Annotated in this window: 14 protein-coding genes and 1 tRNA gene; 6 read left to right on the top strand and 9 right to left on the bottom strand. The window is 67.4% G+C overall.

All coding sequences use genetic code 11. The features are described 5' to 3' along the window. Positions 1-22: 22 nt before the first annotated feature. Positions 23-943, bottom strand: coding sequence for an alpha/beta hydrolase (locus ACW4E8_RS12400; RefSeq protein WP_456804790.1), 921 nt, complete (start codon positions 941-943; stop codon positions 23-25). A gap of 150 nt (positions 944-1093) precedes the next feature. Between ACW4E8_RS12400 and ACW4E8_RS12405 the strand changes: the two genes are divergently transcribed. Beyond that, positions 1094-1178, top strand: a tRNA-Leu gene (locus ACW4E8_RS12405). A 79-nt stretch (positions 1179-1257) separates the two neighbouring features. Here ACW4E8_RS12405 and ACW4E8_RS12410 read toward each other — a convergent pair. Together ACW4E8_RS12410 and ACW4E8_RS12415 are read right to left on the bottom strand one after the other, a co-directional pair. Continuing rightward, complete coding sequence (locus tag ACW4E8_RS12410; protein ID WP_456804791.1) at positions 1258-2130, bottom strand: nucleotidyl transferase AbiEii/AbiGii toxin family protein; 873 nt, start codon at positions 2128-2130, stop codon at positions 1258-1260. Next, on the bottom strand, positions 2118-3191 hold the full coding sequence (locus ACW4E8_RS12415; RefSeq protein WP_456804792.1) for a type IV toxin-antitoxin system AbiEi family antitoxin: 1074 nt from the start codon (positions 3189-3191) through the stop codon (positions 2118-2120). The genes ACW4E8_RS12410 and ACW4E8_RS12415 overlap by 13 nt, the downstream gene beginning before the upstream one ends. 217 nt (positions 3192-3408) lie before the next feature. Between ACW4E8_RS12415 and loiP the strand changes: the two genes are divergently transcribed. From loiP to ACW4E8_RS12440, 5 genes are all read left to right on the top strand, one after another. After that, positions 3409-4152: a metalloprotease LoiP gene (gene loiP, locus ACW4E8_RS12420; protein ID WP_456804793.1), complete on the top strand. Its 744-nt coding sequence runs from the start codon at positions 3409-3411 to the stop codon at positions 4150-4152. A gap of 952 nt (positions 4153-5104) precedes the next feature. Next, positions 5105-6034, top strand: a complete 930-nt coding sequence (locus ACW4E8_RS12425) for a YncE family protein (RefSeq protein WP_456804794.1) — start codon at positions 5105-5107, stop codon at positions 6032-6034. Between the two features lie 37 nt (positions 6035-6071). Continuing rightward, positions 6072-6929, top strand: coding sequence for a cytochrome b561 domain-containing protein (locus tag ACW4E8_RS12430; RefSeq protein WP_456804795.1), 858 nt, complete (start codon positions 6072-6074; stop codon positions 6927-6929). 2 nt (positions 6930-6931) lie between these two features. Then, a complete protein-coding gene (locus ACW4E8_RS12435; RefSeq protein ID WP_456804796.1) occupies positions 6932-8305 on the top strand; it encodes a GntT/GntP/DsdX family permease in 1374 nt (457 codons plus the stop codon). A 40-nt stretch (positions 8306-8345) separates the two neighbouring features. Continuing rightward, a complete protein-coding gene (locus tag ACW4E8_RS12440) occupies positions 8346-9254 on the top strand; it encodes an SMP-30/gluconolactonase/LRE family protein (RefSeq protein WP_456804797.1) in 909 nt (302 codons plus the stop codon). Between the two features lie 42 nt (positions 9255-9296). Here ACW4E8_RS12440 and hutG read toward each other — a convergent pair whose 3' ends face one another. The 6 genes from hutG to hutH are packed head-to-tail and all read right to left on the bottom strand — an operon-like array spanning position 9297 to position 16718. Then, entirely contained in the window at positions 9297-10109 is an 813-nt protein-coding gene (hutG, locus tag ACW4E8_RS12445) for an N-formylglutamate deformylase (RefSeq protein ID WP_013957849.1), read from the bottom strand. 33 nt (positions 10110-10142) lie between these two features. After that, a complete protein-coding gene (locus ACW4E8_RS12450; protein WP_456804798.1) occupies positions 10143-11549 on the bottom strand; it encodes a formimidoylglutamate deiminase in 1407 nt (468 codons plus the stop codon). Continuing rightward, positions 11546-12799, bottom strand: coding sequence for an imidazolonepropionase (hutI, locus tag ACW4E8_RS12455; protein WP_456804799.1), 1254 nt, complete (start codon positions 12797-12799; stop codon positions 11546-11548). The genes ACW4E8_RS12450 and hutI overlap by 4 nt, the downstream gene beginning before the upstream one ends. Next, positions 12796-13398 carry a HutD/Ves family protein gene (locus tag ACW4E8_RS12460; protein WP_456804800.1) on the bottom strand — a complete coding sequence of 201 codons (603 nt, stop codon included), beginning with the start codon at positions 13396-13398 and terminating at the stop codon, positions 12796-12798. The genes hutI and ACW4E8_RS12460 overlap by 4 nt, the downstream gene beginning before the upstream one ends. Beyond that, complete coding sequence (gene hutU, locus ACW4E8_RS12465; RefSeq protein ID WP_456804801.1) at positions 13395-15095, bottom strand: urocanate hydratase; 1701 nt, start codon at positions 15093-15095, stop codon at positions 13395-13397. Before hutU ends, ACW4E8_RS12460 begins: the two co-directional genes overlap by 4 nt. A gap of 48 nt (positions 15096-15143) precedes the next feature. Further along, positions 15144-16718, bottom strand: a complete 1575-nt coding sequence (hutH, locus tag ACW4E8_RS12470) for a histidine ammonia-lyase (RefSeq protein WP_456804802.1) — start codon at positions 16716-16718, stop codon at positions 15144-15146.

The following is a 16718-nucleotide window of genomic DNA, read 5'->3' on the forward strand; positions in this document are numbered from 1 at the left end:
CGCCCTTGCGCCCAGTGCGCGCTCAGCGCTCCATCAGCCGCAGCACCGCGCGCGTCAGGGCACCGTCCGGGCTGGCAAAGCTGTCCAGCACATTGAAGTGATGGCAGTCCGGCAGCACCAGGTCGCTCGCGGCCGGATGCGCCACCTTGGCCGGCCACGCCGCGCGGATCAGCGCGTGCTGGCGGTGGTATTCGGCGGCCTCGAGTTCCCCCACCGCGATGGCCAGCGGGGCACCGCTGGCCGGCGGCATATACGCGGGCGACAGCCGCGCGACATCGTCTTCCGAGAACTGCAGGTCGCGCTGCAAAAAGGCCGCGCGCCGCAGCGGCTCCATGTCGTACAGCCCGCTGACCGAGAGCCCGCCCTTGACCAGGTCGGCCGGCAGGTCCGCACCCAGCTGCGGCCAGCGTGCGGCCATCAGCATCGCCACCAGGTGGCCACCGACGGAATGCCCCGCCAGGAAGAGCTTGTCCGGATCATGGCCCAGCCGGTCCGCCTGCCGGTACAGCCAGGCGACGCTGCGCAACACCTGCCGCACGATCTCCGGCACCGTCACCGCAGGCACCAGCGTGTAGTTCACCACCGCCACCGACACCCCCAGCGCCGGCAGCGCGCTGGCGGCAAAGCTGTGGTCGTGCTTGTCCAGCGCCCGGTAGTAGCCGCCGTGCACGAAGACCAGCAGCGGCGGCAGCGCCCCGTTGGCCCGCTGCGCGGGGAAGTAGTCCAGCGTCTCGCCCTGCGCATGGCGCGAGTCCTCGCCGGCATAGCTCAGGTCCGCCAGATAAGGGCTGCGTGCGCGCACTCCGGCGGACCACTGCGCCCAGCGCGCCATATGCACTGCGTTGTCCGGCACATTGGCGCGGTTGTTGTATTCCCGGTCGTAGAAGCCGGGGTCCTGCGAAGGCAGGCTGGCGAGGCGCGCCAGCGAAGCTTGGTCGGTCATGGCGGTTCGGGGATAATGGGGACGGTGGGCGTGTGAGAGGCTGGGCGCCATGCTACCGGATTTGCGCGGCCCCGCGCCGGTTGTCCGACGACGGGATTTCCGGCATAATCCCCGGCTCAGCAAGGCACCGGTTCCGGCGCCCTACACCCTGCCCGGGTGGTGAAACAGGTAGACGCAGGGGACTCAAAATCCCCCGCCGCAAGGCGTGTCGGTTCGAGTCCGACCCCGGGCACCAATTCGAAAAGAGCCACTCCTGTCCTGACGGAGTGGCTTTTTTGCTTCCGCGGCGCCCGGCGCTGCGTGGCTGTGCGCACTCAGCCTCTCAAGCCAAGTGCCCGAAGCCACGCGTCAACCTGACCAAACGCGTCTTGTTGCCACTGTTCCGGGCTGTGCCCTCCGAGCACCTGCGTGTCCTCGACAAAGCGGCGGACACAGGACGGCCCGAAGCCTTCCACGGTATCGAACTTGCTGGCAATAAACCTGTAACCGGCCGCGCCACTGGTGTAGTTGAGCAGCGGCAAACATGCCTGCGCCAATGCCTCCGGCCCGCCAGGGTAGTTCCGGATGCAGTAGTAGATGTCGTAGGCATCCTTCTGCTTGTAGCGCCCCACGATTGCATGACCCTTCATGGCAAGCAACGCAGGGATCGAGCAGACTGCAATTTCAACGCGGTTCGTACCGCCAGCGGGCATCGGGCCGGCAATCACCACCAGTTGATGGAAGCGCACCGCCAGGTCCGCCCCATCGGCACGCTGAACGGCGAAGTCGCTGATCAGCGGCGGCACATGCCTGACGATCTCAGCGTTGCGCGGCATCAGGAAGTCGACGATGACGTCAATGGGTGCACCGCCATCTTGCGCAGGCACCTGGCGCACCAGCTGAAACCGCCGAAGCCCCCTGCGCTGCGCATAACCGTGCCCCAGTAGCGCATCCACCAGCGTGGCGTACTCGCCCTCGGCCAAGGCTTCGGCATCCAGCCCCAGATCCACGTCCAGCGTGCCGACATGCGGCATGTCGTCGTTATCGCCCAGCAGCAGCCACGGAACGGCCCCCCCGACAATGGCGAACTTGCCTTTGAAGCTGCCAAGTATCTGACCCATCTCGATGAGCACCGCCTTGACCGCTGCTGCCGTGCGATCGTCGTAGTCTGTGGCGGATTGCGGCTCACCTGAGGTCATTGCTGCCATGCCAGTCTTTCTCTTCGTAAATGCTCTGCCGCTTCCAGCCCTCGCTCACCAGCTGCAGCCAGATCGAGATAGGTCTGGACGGGACTGGTACACATGACACCCGGGGCCGGCTCAACGATGTCGCGGAATACGCCAAGGTCTTCGAGTACCGTCACGACAACGTTCTCGCCTTTTGCTGGCGACGACAGCTTCAAGACTAACCGCAATCGTTCGAGCCCTGCCTCGTCAGCATAGAAATATTGCACTCCCGTGCGGCCGTACGGCGCAAACCACTGCGCCGCCGAGAACGACGCCAGCGCTGCCAGCCCACCCGCGCCCCCGGCGGGCGAGGTGTTTCGCACGGCCTGCTCCAAGGCGGCGCCGTGCAAAGTCGTATAGAAGCCCTGCCGCTTGCCTGCCGGCGGCTCATAGGCATCGCGCCACGCGTTCAGCAAGGCATCAGGATCTGCAAGCGACAAGCCGTCGACCGACAATCGCGCCCACTCCCGATCCAGCAAGCCAGCCCGCACGTTGCTGGCATGGCCCAGGCTGACTCCGGCAGCTTCGGCCAGTTCGGCGACCCGCCATGCTCGACCGGGACCGCGCAACATCGTGCGCAACACCTGTGCAGACTTCGGCTTGAACAGCGAGCGCAATGCGCGCCGTTCGACGGCGGGCTTGCTGGCCACCTGGCGCTCAATGAACACGCTGCCGAACACCAGGCGAGCATTGCCTTGCAGGTCAAGATAGCCCGCCCCTTGCTCGCGGCACATGGCCTGCACCTCCGCAGACAGATACGGTGCGACCAGAACGGCTGTCGCGTCCGTCCCATGATGGCCCAGCCTGTCCCGGAGCTGAACCAGGGCCATCCGCGCATGGCGTGGCTGACCGCTGGTCTTGACTTCACATACCAGTACGTGGCGCTTGCCGAGGATATCGGCCCGAACAACGATGTCGTGCTCGGCTGCACGGACATGCCGCCGGATATCGAGGCGCTCGATCACGGGCACCTGCTCCAGCAGTTGGCGCAGATCCATCGCCGATTGGGCCGCTACTTTCATCAGATCCATGGCTTTCAGCATACGCTGAAATATGGGGATATGGTGAAAGCATGACCCGAAATTTCACCATAATTGACATTTTCAGCAATCGGTGAAAATCATGGATTCAGTGAAAATGGTTGCGTTAATATGCAGCATTCAACACTTTATCGTGGTGCTGTCGGACAGCGCCCACTGGCGCGCCCTCGCCCGGCTTCCTATCCTATGGCATTGCCAACTCCCGTTCCCGGAGCAACCCATGAAGCGACTCGCCCTTTCCGCCCTCGCCTGTTCCGCGCTGCTGGCCGGCTGTGCCGGCGCCAATATGGAAAGCCTGACGCAGGCCGGCGGCAGCCTCTTTACCGCCGCCACGCTGTCGGACAGCAACGTCAAGACGCTGTCCGACCAGTCCTGCGCGGAAATGGACCAGAAGAACACCATCGCGCCGGCGGACAGCACCTACGCCAAGCGCCTGGCCAACGTGATGGGCGGGCTGGGCAACACCGGGCTGCCACTCAATGCCAAGGTGTATGTGACCAAGGACGTCAATGCCTGGGCCATGGCCAACGGTTGCGTGCGGGTCTACAGCGGCCTGATGGACCTGCTGAGCGACGATGAAGTGCGTGGCGTGGTGGGCCATGAGATCGGCCATGTGGCGCTGGGCCATACCAAGGCCGCGATGCAGGTGGCCTACACCACGGCGGCGGCGCGCGGGCTGCTGGGGTCGACTGGCGTGGCTTCGCTGACGGCGCTGTCGTCGTCGCAGATCGGCGCGCTCGCCGAGCAGTTCGTCAATGCGCAGTTCTCGCAACGGCAGGAATCCGCGGCCGACGACTATTCGTTTGACCTGCTGACCAGGAACGGCGCCAACCGCCAAGCCCTGGCGTCGGCGTTCCGCAAGATGTCGACCCTCGATGGCGGGCAGTCGAGCATGCTCAGCTCGCACCCGGGATCGCTGGAGCGCGCCAAGCATATCGAAGCCCGCCTGGCCGGCGGGCGCTGACAGCGACGCATTTGCCCTTGCCGCCGCACCCGTTCGGGTGAGGCGGCACCTCCCTCCCGACTGCCCCGCTTCACTTCCCTCGCGCACCGCTCCCGACACCAGTTCCACACTCGCGCCGCCATGCGCGCGGTGTGTTGACTGCGCTTAATTCGCCGACAAAAGCTTTCACTACGCTGGCCGGAAACCGGCGGGGATAATGCCTCACGCTGCATTTGCACGGTTGATGCGGTCGCGCCCCTGCATGCGCGACCCGCGGTGCCAAGGCTGCACCCGCCAGCTGCGGTGCGCGCGCCGCCACCGTGATCGCCGTGATCACCTTCATGCCCCAAGGACACGCCGCCGCGCCATGGACATGCCCTGCCTCCGCTCGCCCCGCACCCGTAGTCCCGCGCTGCCCCGTCCTGTCCCGAATTCCCACCAACCCCGCAATCCGATGCAACGACCCACCCAACCCGCATCACTCGCTTCAGGAGCCTTCGATGGAATGGTTGCATGAGATTTTCCAGAAGTCGCCCGAATCGGCGCAGCGACGGGGAGCAAGGCCGACAAGAATGTCGTGAAGAAGTAAGCCTTCGCAGGCGTGCCTAGCAGCCCGGCTTCAAGCCGGGCTTTTTTTCGTTCAGGGTTTCATCCGGTCCGGCGCTGGGGAGCGATCTAACGCGCGATCGATGGAAAAATTCAATTAATAAGGCTTGACCTATTTACACGCGAATCATTTTACAAATACCACCACATCGATTTCTGAAATCAATAAGCGATAACCTGAGGTAAATCAGGTATTCGATCAATTGATTAGAAGCATGGCCCGCCCATTGTTATAGTTTCCCCACTTTCCTGCGCTGGCCTTCAGCTCCGCAGCAGGCTCAAGCCGCATTCCGGTTGCGCGGCGCCGCTATCACCGCATTCCAATAAGATCACCGCCCAGCGGACGGGCGGATGGAGACATTCGATCATGCAAGCTGAGGAAATTCTCTTGCTGGTGCAGAAATGCGCCCACACATTCAGCTTTTATGATCTCGAATCCGGCGCCGCATTAAGGCATATCCGATTGCCGGAATTCCCGCATGAATTCGTCGTGGATTCGCGCCAGCGCTATGCCTATGTGGGCCACTATGGGGTCGAGTCTTCCGCGCATCAGGGCGAAGGCGGCTGCTCGGTGTTCGTGATCGACCTGCAGACGCGGGAGCACGTCCGGACGCTGGATATCGGCCCGTACCGCCGACCGCACGGCCTGGCGATGGATGCGCTGGACCGGCTCTACGTTCTCAGCGAGGCAGGCTCCACGCTGCTGATTTTCGATCAGCCGCAACGCAGCGATGTGCCGGACCGGGCGATTCCCTCGGGTGGCTACAAGAGCCACCTGCTCGCCCTGACCCGCGACGGCTCGACCGCCTTTGCGCTCAATCTGCTGAGCCACACCGTCACGCGCCTGCAGCCGCACGACCCGACTGTCGCCGCTGTGCCGGTTCAGCCCGGCAGCAGGCCGGAAGGCAACTGCCTGAGCCGCGACGAGCGCACCCTCTATGTCACCGCCCGCGGCGACGACGCCCTCATCGCCATCGACACCCGCACGCTGCGCGTCACCGGCCGTGCACGCACGGGGTGCGACCCGACGCGCGTCTACCGCGATCGGCACGATCGCCTGTACGTGACCAACTATGGCGAGCAATCGTTGTCGATCTTCGACCCGGCGCTGCGGCAGATCGGCCAGATAGCGCTGGAAAGCACGCCCATCGCCATGAGCCTGCACCCGACGCGCGACCTGGCTTTCATCTCCCTGACGGACCAGCGCGTGGGCATGCTCAACCTGCAGACGCGGCAGTTCGAGCGGTATATCGATACCTTGCTCGAACCCGATGTGTCCCATGTGCTGGTGGCCTGAAGACCCCGCGAGTCAGCGAAGCACAAGGAGATAAGACATGCCGCCTGCGCTTCCCGCAGCCGTGCGCTGGATACTGCCGCTCGGCCTCACACTTTGCCTCGGCATTCTCGCCGCGCTGGTCGTTCCCGGCTGGCCCGCGCAATGGCTGAGCCGGCCGGTGTCCGGTGCCGCCGCCGCGCACCACGTCGTGCCCTGGGTGGCCTGGCATGGGCGCCTGATGGTGCTCAGCTGGGGACTATTGCTGCCGCTCGGCATCCTGGTGGCGCGCTTCTTCAAGGTGACGCCATCGCAAGCCTGGCCTGCCGTGCTCGATCGCAAGACCTGGTGGCGCGCCCACTTGTGGATGCAAGGCAGCGGCGTTGCCCTGATGTCGGTAGGCGTGCTGCTGATCCTGGGCCACGGCGGCATGCCCGATGCGCTGGCGCGCCGGCACCACCTCGGCGGCTGGGCACTGGTGGCCTGCGCCGCGCTGCAGGTGGGCGGCGGGCTGTTGCGCGGCAGCAAGGGCGGGCCCACCAGCGACTGCCTGCGCGGCGACCACTACGACATGAGCGCGCGCCGGGTCGTCTTCGAGTGGCTGCACAAGGTCATTGGCTGGAGTTCACTGCCGATTGCCATTGCAACCATCGGCATCGGCCTCGCGCTGGCCGATGCGCCGCGCTGGATGCCGCTGCTGCTGGGCGCCTGGTGGCTCACGCTGGCGGCGCTCGCGCTGGCATTGCAGCGCGCGGGCTTCTGCATCGACACCTATCAAGCGATCTGGGGCCCCGATCCCAAGCACCCAGGCAATCGACGACGGCCCATCGGCTGGGGCATCGCCAGCTTGCCCTCACAGCCTGCAGCGACGCCCGGCACGCACCGGCCGCAGGCATGGCCGACCGAACACAAGGAATAGACGTGGCAATACTGATAATCGGCGGGGCGGCAGCGATCCTGCTGTTGCTCGCCCTGATCCTGATCGCAAAGCTGCACCCCTTCCTGGCACTGCTCCTGGTGGCCACGGGCGTCGCCGTCGTGGCCGGCGTGCCAGTGAGCCAGATTGCCGATGCGGTCGAAGGCGGCCTGGGCAAGACCCTGGGCCATGTCGCGGTGATCATCGCCTTCGGCGCGATGATCGGGCGCATGATTGATTTGTCGGGCGGCGCGCAGGTGCTGGCCAACCGGCTGATCGAGCGCTTCGGCGACAAACGCGTGCCGCTGGCCATGGCCTGCACGGCATTCGGCGTCGGCATTCCGGTGTTCTTTGAAGTCGGCGTCATGATGCTGATGCCGCTGGTCTACGGCCTCACGCGCACTCGCGGCATTCCGCTGGTGGTGATCGGCCTGCCGGTATGCGCGGTGTTGCTGGTGGTGCATGCCCTGCTGCCGCCGCACCCCGGCATGGTGGCAGTGGCCGGGGAACTCGGCATCGAGATCGGCCGCCTGCTGCTGATCGGCCTGCCGGTCGCGCTGGTCACTGGCCTGGTGACTTTCCTGGCATCCCGGCGACTGACCAGGCGGCCGTTCCATATGGCAGCCGATATCGCCGCCGAAGTGGGCCAGGCCACAGGCAGCGCCCCAAGGATCCATGCGGCATCCGCCAGCCTGGGCAGCGGCGCGCCGCCAAGCGCGCGCCTCGTCGCCGGCCTGATCGCGCTGCCCATCGTGCTGATCCTGGCCGGGACGCTGGCCCAGGTGCTGCTGCCGGAAGGCTTCTTCGGGCGCTCGGCGCTGATGTTTCTCGGCATCCCGTACGTCGCGCTGTTGCTGGGCCTGATGCTCTGTGCCTACCTGCTGGGCATCCGTCGCGGCGCGCCGCTGGCGACGGTGTCCGAGGTGGCCGGCGCCGCCATCCCGGCCGTATCGGTGGTGATCCTTATCACCGGCGCCGGCGGCGCTTTCGCCAAGATCCTGGTGTCGACCGGAATCGGCCCCGCCCTGGCGGCTTCGCTGCAGTCCTCGGGTCTGCCGCTGGCCGTCCTCGCTTTCCTGCTGGCAATGCTGTTGCGCGCGGCACAGGGGCCCACCACCGTGGCACTGATGACCACGGCCGGCATCATCGCCCCGCTGGTCACGCAGGCATCGCTCGGTCCCAACCATCTGGCCCTGGTCGGCCTGGCGATGGGAGCGGGCGGCATGGCGGTCTCCCACGTCAACGATGCAGGCTTCTGGATCGTGACACGGATGCTGGGCCTGAGCGTCGGCGATGGACTAAAGAGCTGGACGGTGCTGACGACGATGGCCGGTATCGCGGCCCTTGGCCTGATCCTCTTGCTATGGCAGTTCGTGTAAAGACCGCTTGCGTGTCTTTGCAACGGGATAAAGGAAGACCATGGATACAGTTCAGATATTCGATGAGCGCGCACGCGAGCTGCCGCTGGCGGGCGAACGGCTCGAGCGGCTGGCATGCGGGGCGACCTGGAGCGAGGGGCCGGTGTGGTTGCCGGATGAAGGTGCGGTGCTGTGGAGCGACATACCCAACGACCGCATCCTGCGCTGGAGCGCAGCGGATGGCATGTCGGTCTGGCGTACGGGCGCCCAGTTCACCAACGGCCACGCACTGGAGGCGGATGGTTCGCTGCTGCATTGCTCGCACGGACAGCGGGCCATCGTGCGGACGCGCCGCAGCGGTGCCTACCTTGGCGAAGACGAACTGGTCGTCAGCCACTATCAGGGGCGGCGCCTGAGTTCGCCCAATGACATCGTGGTCAAGCGCGATCGCACCTTGTGGTTCACCGATCCGCCGTATGGCATCCTGTCGGACCGCGAAGGCCACCGGGCCGATCCCGAGCTGCGGCACAACTATGTGTTTCGATTCGATCCCGCCGTCGGTGCGCTGGAAGTCGCCAGCGACCTTGTCGAAGAGCCGAACGGGCTGGCATTCTCGCCCGCTGAAGACGTGCTCTATGTTTCCGATACCTCGGCGGCATTGCGCGACGATGGTCATCACCACATCGTCGCCTTCGACGTCGTTGCAGGGCGGGTGCTGGCCAACCCGCGGGTCTTCGCCGTCATCGAGCCCGGACTACCGGACGGATTTCGCGTGGACCGGCGCGGCTGGCTCTTTACCAGCAGCGCCAGCGGCGTGCAGGTCTTCCATCCGGATGGGACACGGCTGGCGCATATTCCCGTGCCGGAGAAGGTCGGCAACCTTGCCTTCGGCGGCGCCGAGGGCAATGCGTTGTTTATCGCCGCCAGCACTTCGCTCTACCGCCTGCGGCTTGGGCAGCGCTTGACGTGAGCTTGTAGCGCCGCGCGGCAGCCATCGTGCCGCGCCAGCGCTTTACCGCGTTTCGACGAACTCCAGTACCGTCGCCAGCATCCCTCGCAAAGCCGGCTGCAATGCCGCCGCACGCGCCTCGTCGTAGGCGAACGGATACGTCTCGCTCATGTAAGCGACCTGCGACAGCTCGAGCTGCACCGCATGCACGCCGTCTTGCGGCTTGCCGTATTGACGCGTGATATAGCCGCCCTTGAAGCGCCCGTTGAGCACCGCGGTATGGCCGGCCACCGCGCCGGCCTGCTCGAGCAACTGATCCGCAAGCGACGCGTCGCAGCTCTCGCCGTTGGCCGTGCCGAGGTTGAAGTCCGGCAGCCTGCCTTCGAAGAAGCGCGGCAGCACCGAGCGGATCGAATGCGCATCCCACAGCGCGACGGTGCCGTGCTCCGCCTTCAGGCGGGCCAGTTCCGCGGCCAGCGCCTCGTGGTAAGGGCGCCAGATCGCATCGCGGCGCGCGGCGATTTCCGCATCGTCGGGGCCGTTGCCGTCGGCGTACAGCGGCGTCTTGTCGAAGGTGTCGACCGGGCACAGGCCCGTGGTGTCCTGGCCGGGATACAGGTTGGCGTTGTCGGGCGGGCGGTTCAGGTCGACCACGTAGCGCGAATGCGTGGCCACCAGCACCGACGCACCCAGCTCGCGGGCGAAGCTGTAGAGGCGTTCCAGGTGCCAGTCGGTGTCGGGCACGGTGCGCGCTTCGGCAGTCAGGCGCTGCGAGACCGAAGCCGGCAGGTGCGTGCCGACGTGCGGCATCGATACCAGCAACGGGCGCGTGCCGCGGTGCAGGGTGAAGGCGGGGGTATCGGTGGAGAAGGACATTGTCTTTGCGATGCAGTGGGCGTACGCCCGGTTTCAGTCGGCCAGCAGGCTGGCGCGCGCCGCGATGAACAGGCGCCCCGCATCCGCCTGCAGCGGATGCGCGCCATGCTGCACGCGGCTGCGTCCGGCGGTGCGGACATCCGCTAGTGTCTCATGACCGTGGCAGGCAAACACATGCGTGGCCAGCGCCTGCGGCCCGTCGAGGCCCGCCAGCGTCGGATGCGCGCCATCCAATACCATGAAATCGGCCTGCTGGCCTGGCACAAGCCCCGCCACGGCGCGGCCGCTGGCACGCGTGCCACCGGCCACGGCCTCGAGATACAGCCGGTCAGCCACCTGTGCATGCGCATCGGAAGCCAGCACATTGCGCCGCTGCAGGCCGAGCCGCTGGCCGTATTCAAACAAGCGCAGCTCCTCGGCCACGCTGACGCTGGCATGGCTGTCGGAGCCGATGCCCCATGCGCCCTGCTGCGCCAGGTAGGGTGCGGCCTCGAACACGCCGTCGCCCAGGTTGGCCTCGGTGGTCGGGCAGATGCCGGCCACCGCGCCGCTGTGCGCCAGGCGCCGGCGCTCGTCCCAGTCCATATGGGTGGCGTGCACCAGGCACCAGCGCGCGTCGACCTGTACGTGGTCGAACAGCCAGGTCACCGGGCGCGTGCCCGACCACGCGATGCAGTCGTCGACCTCTTTCTGCTGCTCGGCGATATGGATATGGATGGGCGCCTGCGGGTCGATCGCCTGCAGTCCCGCCAGTGCGTGGGCGAGGCTTTCCTCCGGCACCGCGCGCAGCGAGTGCGGTGCCAGCCCCAGCCGCGCGCCGGACTGCGCGCACGCGGGGGCCAGCCGTTCCAGCAGCCGCAGCATCGCATCGGTGTCGTGCAGGAAGCGGCGCTGCTCGGCCAGCGGCGGCTTGCCGCCAAAGCCGGCGGTCTGGTACAGCACCGGCAGCAGCGTCATGCCGATGCCGGCACGCTGGGCCGCGCGCAGCAGCCGCAGCGACATCTCGGCGGCATCGGTATAGGGCGTGCCGCCCGCATCGTGATGCACGTAGTGGAACTCGCACACGCTGGTGTAGCCCGCGCGCAGCATCTCGATATAAAGCTGGGTGGCGATGGCCTCCAGCGTGTCGGGCGAGAGCCGCTGCGCGAAGCGGTACATCAGCGTGCGCCAGCTCCAGAATGAATCGGCACCAGCCGGATCGTCGCCCTGCGGGCGGCTGCGGAATTCCGTCAGGCCGGCAAAGCCGCGCTGGAACGCATGCGAATGCAGGTTGGGCATGCCGGGCAGCACCGGGCCGGCCGCATGCGGCACACCTGCGGCCGGCTGTACACCGGTCTGCACGGTGGTGAAGCGGCCCTGCTCATCCCAGGCCAGCAGCACATCGCGCGCCCAGCCGGTCGGCAGCAGCGCAAAGGGAGCGAAGAGTTGCGTGCCGCTCATGCCGAGGCTCCTTCGTGCGCATACACTCGCCCTTGCCGCACCACCGTCGCCACCGGGTTGCGGCCAAACCAGTACGCCAGCTCGGCGGGCGAATCGATGCGCCACAGCGCGAAGTCGGCCACGCGCCCCGCTTCCAGCCGCCCGTGGCGATCCGATACGCCCAGCGCACGCGCGGCGTGCACGGTCACGCCGGCAAGCGCTTCCGGCACGGTCAGGCGGAACAGCGTGCAGGCCATATTCATCATCAGCAGCAGCGAAGTGACCGGCGACGTGCCCGGATTGTGATCGGTCGAGATTGCCATCGGCACGCCGTACTGGCGCAGCAGCGCGATCGGCGGCAGCTTGGTGTCGCGCAGGAAGTAGTAGGCGCCGGGCAGCAGCACCGCCACCGTGCCGGCCTCTGCCATCGCCGCGACGCCGGCCTCGTCGAGATGCTCGAGGTGATCGGCGGACAAGGCGCGGTGGCGAGCGGCGAGCGCGGCGCCGCCGAGGTTGCTCAGTTGTTCGGCATGCAGCTTGACGCGCAGGCCATGGCGCGCGGCAGCCTCGAACACGCGCTCGGTCTGTGCAATCGAGAAACCGATCGATTCGCAGAAGGCATCGACGGCGTCGACCAGTCCTTCCCCGGCCAGTGCCGGCAGCATGGTGTTGCAGACCAGGTCGATATAGTCGTCGGCACGGCCCGCGTATTCCGGCGGCAATGCGTGTGCGCCCAGGAAGGTGGTGTGGACCGAGACGCCAAAGTGTTCGCCAAGCCGGCGCGCCACGCGCAGCTGCTTGCGCTCGGCTTCAAGGCTCAGCCCGTAGCCCGACTTGATCTCGATGGCGGTGACGCCCTCGGCCAGCAGCGGCTGCAGGCGCGCGGCGGCCTGGGCAAACAGCGTGTCTTCATCTGCGGCACGCGTGGCGCGCACGGTCGAGACGATGCCGCCGCCGGCGCGCGCAATCTCTTCGTAGCCGGCGCCGGCCAGCCGCATCGCGAACTCGTCGGCGCGCTGGCCGCCGTAGACCAGGTGCGTATGGCAGTCGACCAGCCCGGGCGTGATCCATGCCCCGTGGGCATCGTGGCGCGCCGCGCCGCGATAGGCATCCGGCAGGTCCGCGGCGGCGCCCAGCCAGGCGATGCGCCCATGCTCCACCACCAGCGCGGCATCGCGGATCGCATGCGCCGGATCGGCATCGGGCAGCAGGTGGCAGTTGTGCCAGACGCCGTCCGCGCTGGGCGCGGACGATACAGAGGGCAGCGTCATTGACCGGGCTCCGTCTCAAGGGTGACGCACAGGCACAGGGCCTCGTCACCCACAGGTTCAAACGATGGCGTGGATGGGGGTTCTGCAGCGCCATATAGCGCGCCTTCGCCCGCTTGCAGCAGCAGGCCGGCATCCTGCGCCTGCCATGCGCCGCTGACGGCCAGCAGGCAGACGGCATGGCCGCCGGTGCCAGGCGCAAACCCCTGCCGGAACACCTCGACGCGCGCGCGGCAGTGGCCGCGCCGCGTCATCACGTTGAAGTCGCGCGTGACGCCGTCGATCAGCGTCGCCTGCAGGCTGGCATCGCCGGAGAAGGCGAACGGCTCGCCGATATGTTCAAGGCGATGACTGAAGCTGGCGTCGTCCGCAAGCAGCGTCACGCCGGCGCCCTCCAGCAGCACGATCTGGCGATCGATGCCGGGAAACGCCGAGAACGGCCCGTCCTGCCCGATATCGGCCACGCTCAGGCGCCACCTGAAGTCATCCATGCCGGCGCCCGGCGGCCACACCGCGATCTCGCGCGTGTTGCCGCCGCCGTTCTTCCAGCGCGTGGGCGCGATGTCGGCCAGCGCGAACCGTCGAAATAGCGTCAGGCTCATGCGCCCTTCACCATCGGCAGGTTCAGGCCCTTCTCGTGCGCGCATTCGATGGCGATGTCATAGCCCGCGTCCGCATGGCGCATCACGCCGGTGGCCGGGTCGTTCCACAGCACGCGCTCGATGCGCCTGGCCGCAGCATCGGTGCCGTCGCACACGATCACCACGCCCGAATGCTGCGAGAAGCCCATGCCCACGCCGCCGCCGTGGTGCAGGCTGACCCAGGTGGCGCCGCCCGCGGTGTTCAGCAGCGCGTTGAGCAGCGGCCAGTCCGACACCGCATCCGAACCATCGCGCATGGCCTCGGTCTCGCGGTTGGGCGAGGCCACCGAGCCGCAGTCCAGGTGATCGCGCCCGATCACCACCGGCGCCTTCAGCTCGCCCGACTTGACCATCTCGTTGAAGGCCAGGCCGGCGCGGTGGCGTTCATCCAGCCCCACCCAGCAGATGCGCGCGGGCAGGCCCTGGAAGGCGATGCGGTCGTGCGCCATGTCGAGCCAGCGGTGCAGGTGCTTGTCCTCGGGGAACAGCTCCTTCATCTTGGCATCGGTCTTGTAGATATCCTCGGGATCGCCCGACAGCGCGACCCAGCGGAACGGGCCCTTGCCGCGGCAGAACAGCGGGCGGATATAGGCCGGCACAAAGCCCGGGAAATCAAAGGCGTTCTTCACGCCCTCGTCGAACGCGACCTGGCGGATATTGTTGCCGTAGTCGACCGTCGGCACGCCCATCTTCTGGAAGTCGAGCATGGCCTGCACGTGCTTCACGATGGACGGACGCGCGGCGGCTTCCACCGACTTGGGATCCTGCGTGCGCGCCGCTTCCCATTGATCGACGGTCCAGCCGGACGGCAGGTAGCCGTTGACCAGGTCGTGCGCCGAGGTCTGGTCGGTGACGATGTCCGGGCGCATGCCGCCGGCCTGCGCGCGCTTGACCAGCTCCGGCAGGATCTCGGCGGCGTTGCCGAGCAGGCCGACCGAAATCGCTTCCTTCTTCTGCGTGGCCTCGGCGATCATCGCCAGCGCCTCATCGAGCGTGGTGGCCTTCTTGTCGACATAGCGCGTGCGCAGGCGGAAATCGATGCGCGACTCCTGGCACTCGATCGCCAGCACGCAGGCGCCGGCCAGCACGCCCGCCAGCGTCTGCGCGCCGCCCATGCCGCCCAGGCCCGCGGTCAGGATCCACTTGCCCGACAGGTCGCCGTTGTAGTGCTGGCGGCCGGCCTCGACAAAGGTCTCGTAGGTGCCCTGCACGATGCCCTGCGTGCCGATGTAGATCCACGAGCCCGCCGTCATCTGGCCGTACATCATCAGGCCGGCACGGTCCAGCTCGTTGAACTTGTCCCAGTTGGCCCAGTGCGGCACCAGGTTGGAATTGGCGATCAGCACGCGCGGCGCATCGGCATGGGTGCGGAACACGCCCACCGGCTTGCCCGACTGCACCAGCAGCGACTCGTCCTCACCCAGGCGGCGCAGGCTGTCCAGGATGGCGTCGAAGCACTCCCAGTTGCGCGCCGCCTTGCCAATGCCGCCGTAGACCACCAGGTCCTGCGGGCGCTCGGCCACGTCCGGGTCGAGGTTGTTCTGGATCATGCGGTAGGCGGCTTCGATCAGCCAGTTCTTGCAGTGCAGCTGGCTGCCGCGCGGCGCGCGGATCTCGCGCTGGCCGCGCTGGATGAATTGGTTTTCGTTGGCGTTCATGTCTTGTTCTCCTGCTGCGGGTCTGGTCTGGCAGAGTCGGTGCGCGCGTTACGACAGGTTGGTCGGCAGGAGCGCGCGCACGGCGTCGGGCCAGCCCGCGCCGGCATCGCCCTGCACCACCCATTGCTTCATCGCTTCGATATCCGGCGCCAGGTAGCGATCCTCTTCGACAAAGGCGACGCGCGCACGGATGCGGGCCAGTTCCTGCTCCACCAGCGGCGACGACTTCAGCGGGCGGTGGAACTCGATGCCCTGCGCCGCGGCCATGGCCTCGATGCCGACCACCACCGCGGTGTTGGCGGCCATCTCGCCCAGGCGGCGCGCGCCGTAGGTGGCCATCGACACATGGTCTTCCTGGTTGGCCGAGGTCGGCAGGCTGTCGACGCTGGACGGATGCGCCAGCGACTTGTTCTCAGAGGCCAGCGCGGCCGCGGTCACCTGCGCGATCATGAAGCCCGAGTTCAGGCCGCCGTCGCGCACCAGGAACGGCGGCAGGCCCGATAGCCCGGTATCGAGCAGCAGCGCCAGGCGGCGTTCGGAAATCGCGCCGATCTCGGCAATCGCCAGCGCGATGATGTCGGCGGCAAAGGCCACCGGCTCGGCGTGGAAGTTGCCGCCCGAGACCACGTCGCCCTGCGCGGAGAACACCAGCGGGTTGTCCGAGGCGGCATTGGACTCGATCTGCAGGATGCGCGCGGCGTGCTGCAGGTTGTCCAGGCACGCGCCCATCACCTGCGGCTGGCAGCGGATCGAGTACGGGTCCTGCACGCGGCCGCAGGCCTTGTGCGAGTCGACGATCTCGCTGCCGTCCAGCATCGCGCGCACGGCGCCGGCCACGGCGATCTGGCCGACCTGGCCGCGCGCCTCATGGATGCGGGCGTCGAACGGCTTGACCGAGCCCTTGATCGCTTCCAGCGACAGCGCGCCCGCCACCAGCCCGGCGGCAAAGGCGTCTTCGGCGGCGAACAGGCCGGCCAGCGCCAGCGCGGTCGACACCTGGGTGCCGTTGAGCAGCGCCAGGCCTTCCTTGGGGCCCAGCTCGAAGGCCTGCAGGCCGGCGTGCGCCAGGCCCTCGGCGGCGGGCACGCGCTTGCCGTCGACCAGCACGTCGCCCACGCCGATCAGCGTGCACGACATATGCGCCAGCGGCGCCAGGTCGCCCGAGGCGCCTACCGACCCCTTGGCCGGGATGCACGGCGTCACGCCGTGGTTGGCCAGCGCCAGCAGCGCCTCGATCAGTTCCGGGCGCACGCCCGAATGGCCGCGCGCCAGGCTCACGGCCTTGATCGCCAGGATCAGGCGCACGGTGTCTTCGGCCAGGTCCGCGCCGGTGCCGACGCTGTGCGACAGCACCAGGTTGCGCTGCAGCTGGGCCAGCTTGTCATGCGGGATGCGGCTTTGCGCCAGCTTGCCGAAGCCGGTGTTGATGCCGTAGACCACGGCGTCGGCGTCGATGATGTCCTGCACCGTGGCCTGCGCGGCGCGCACGCCGGCCCAGGCCGATTCGGCCATGGCCAGGCGCACTTCGCCCCGGTAGATGCGGCGCAGGTCGGCCAGGGTGACTTGGCCCGGCTGCAGGGTCAGCAGCGGGCGGGAGGCTTGGTCGTGTTGGCTGGCGCTCAT

This window comes from Cupriavidus sp. CP313, assembly GCF_054072015.1.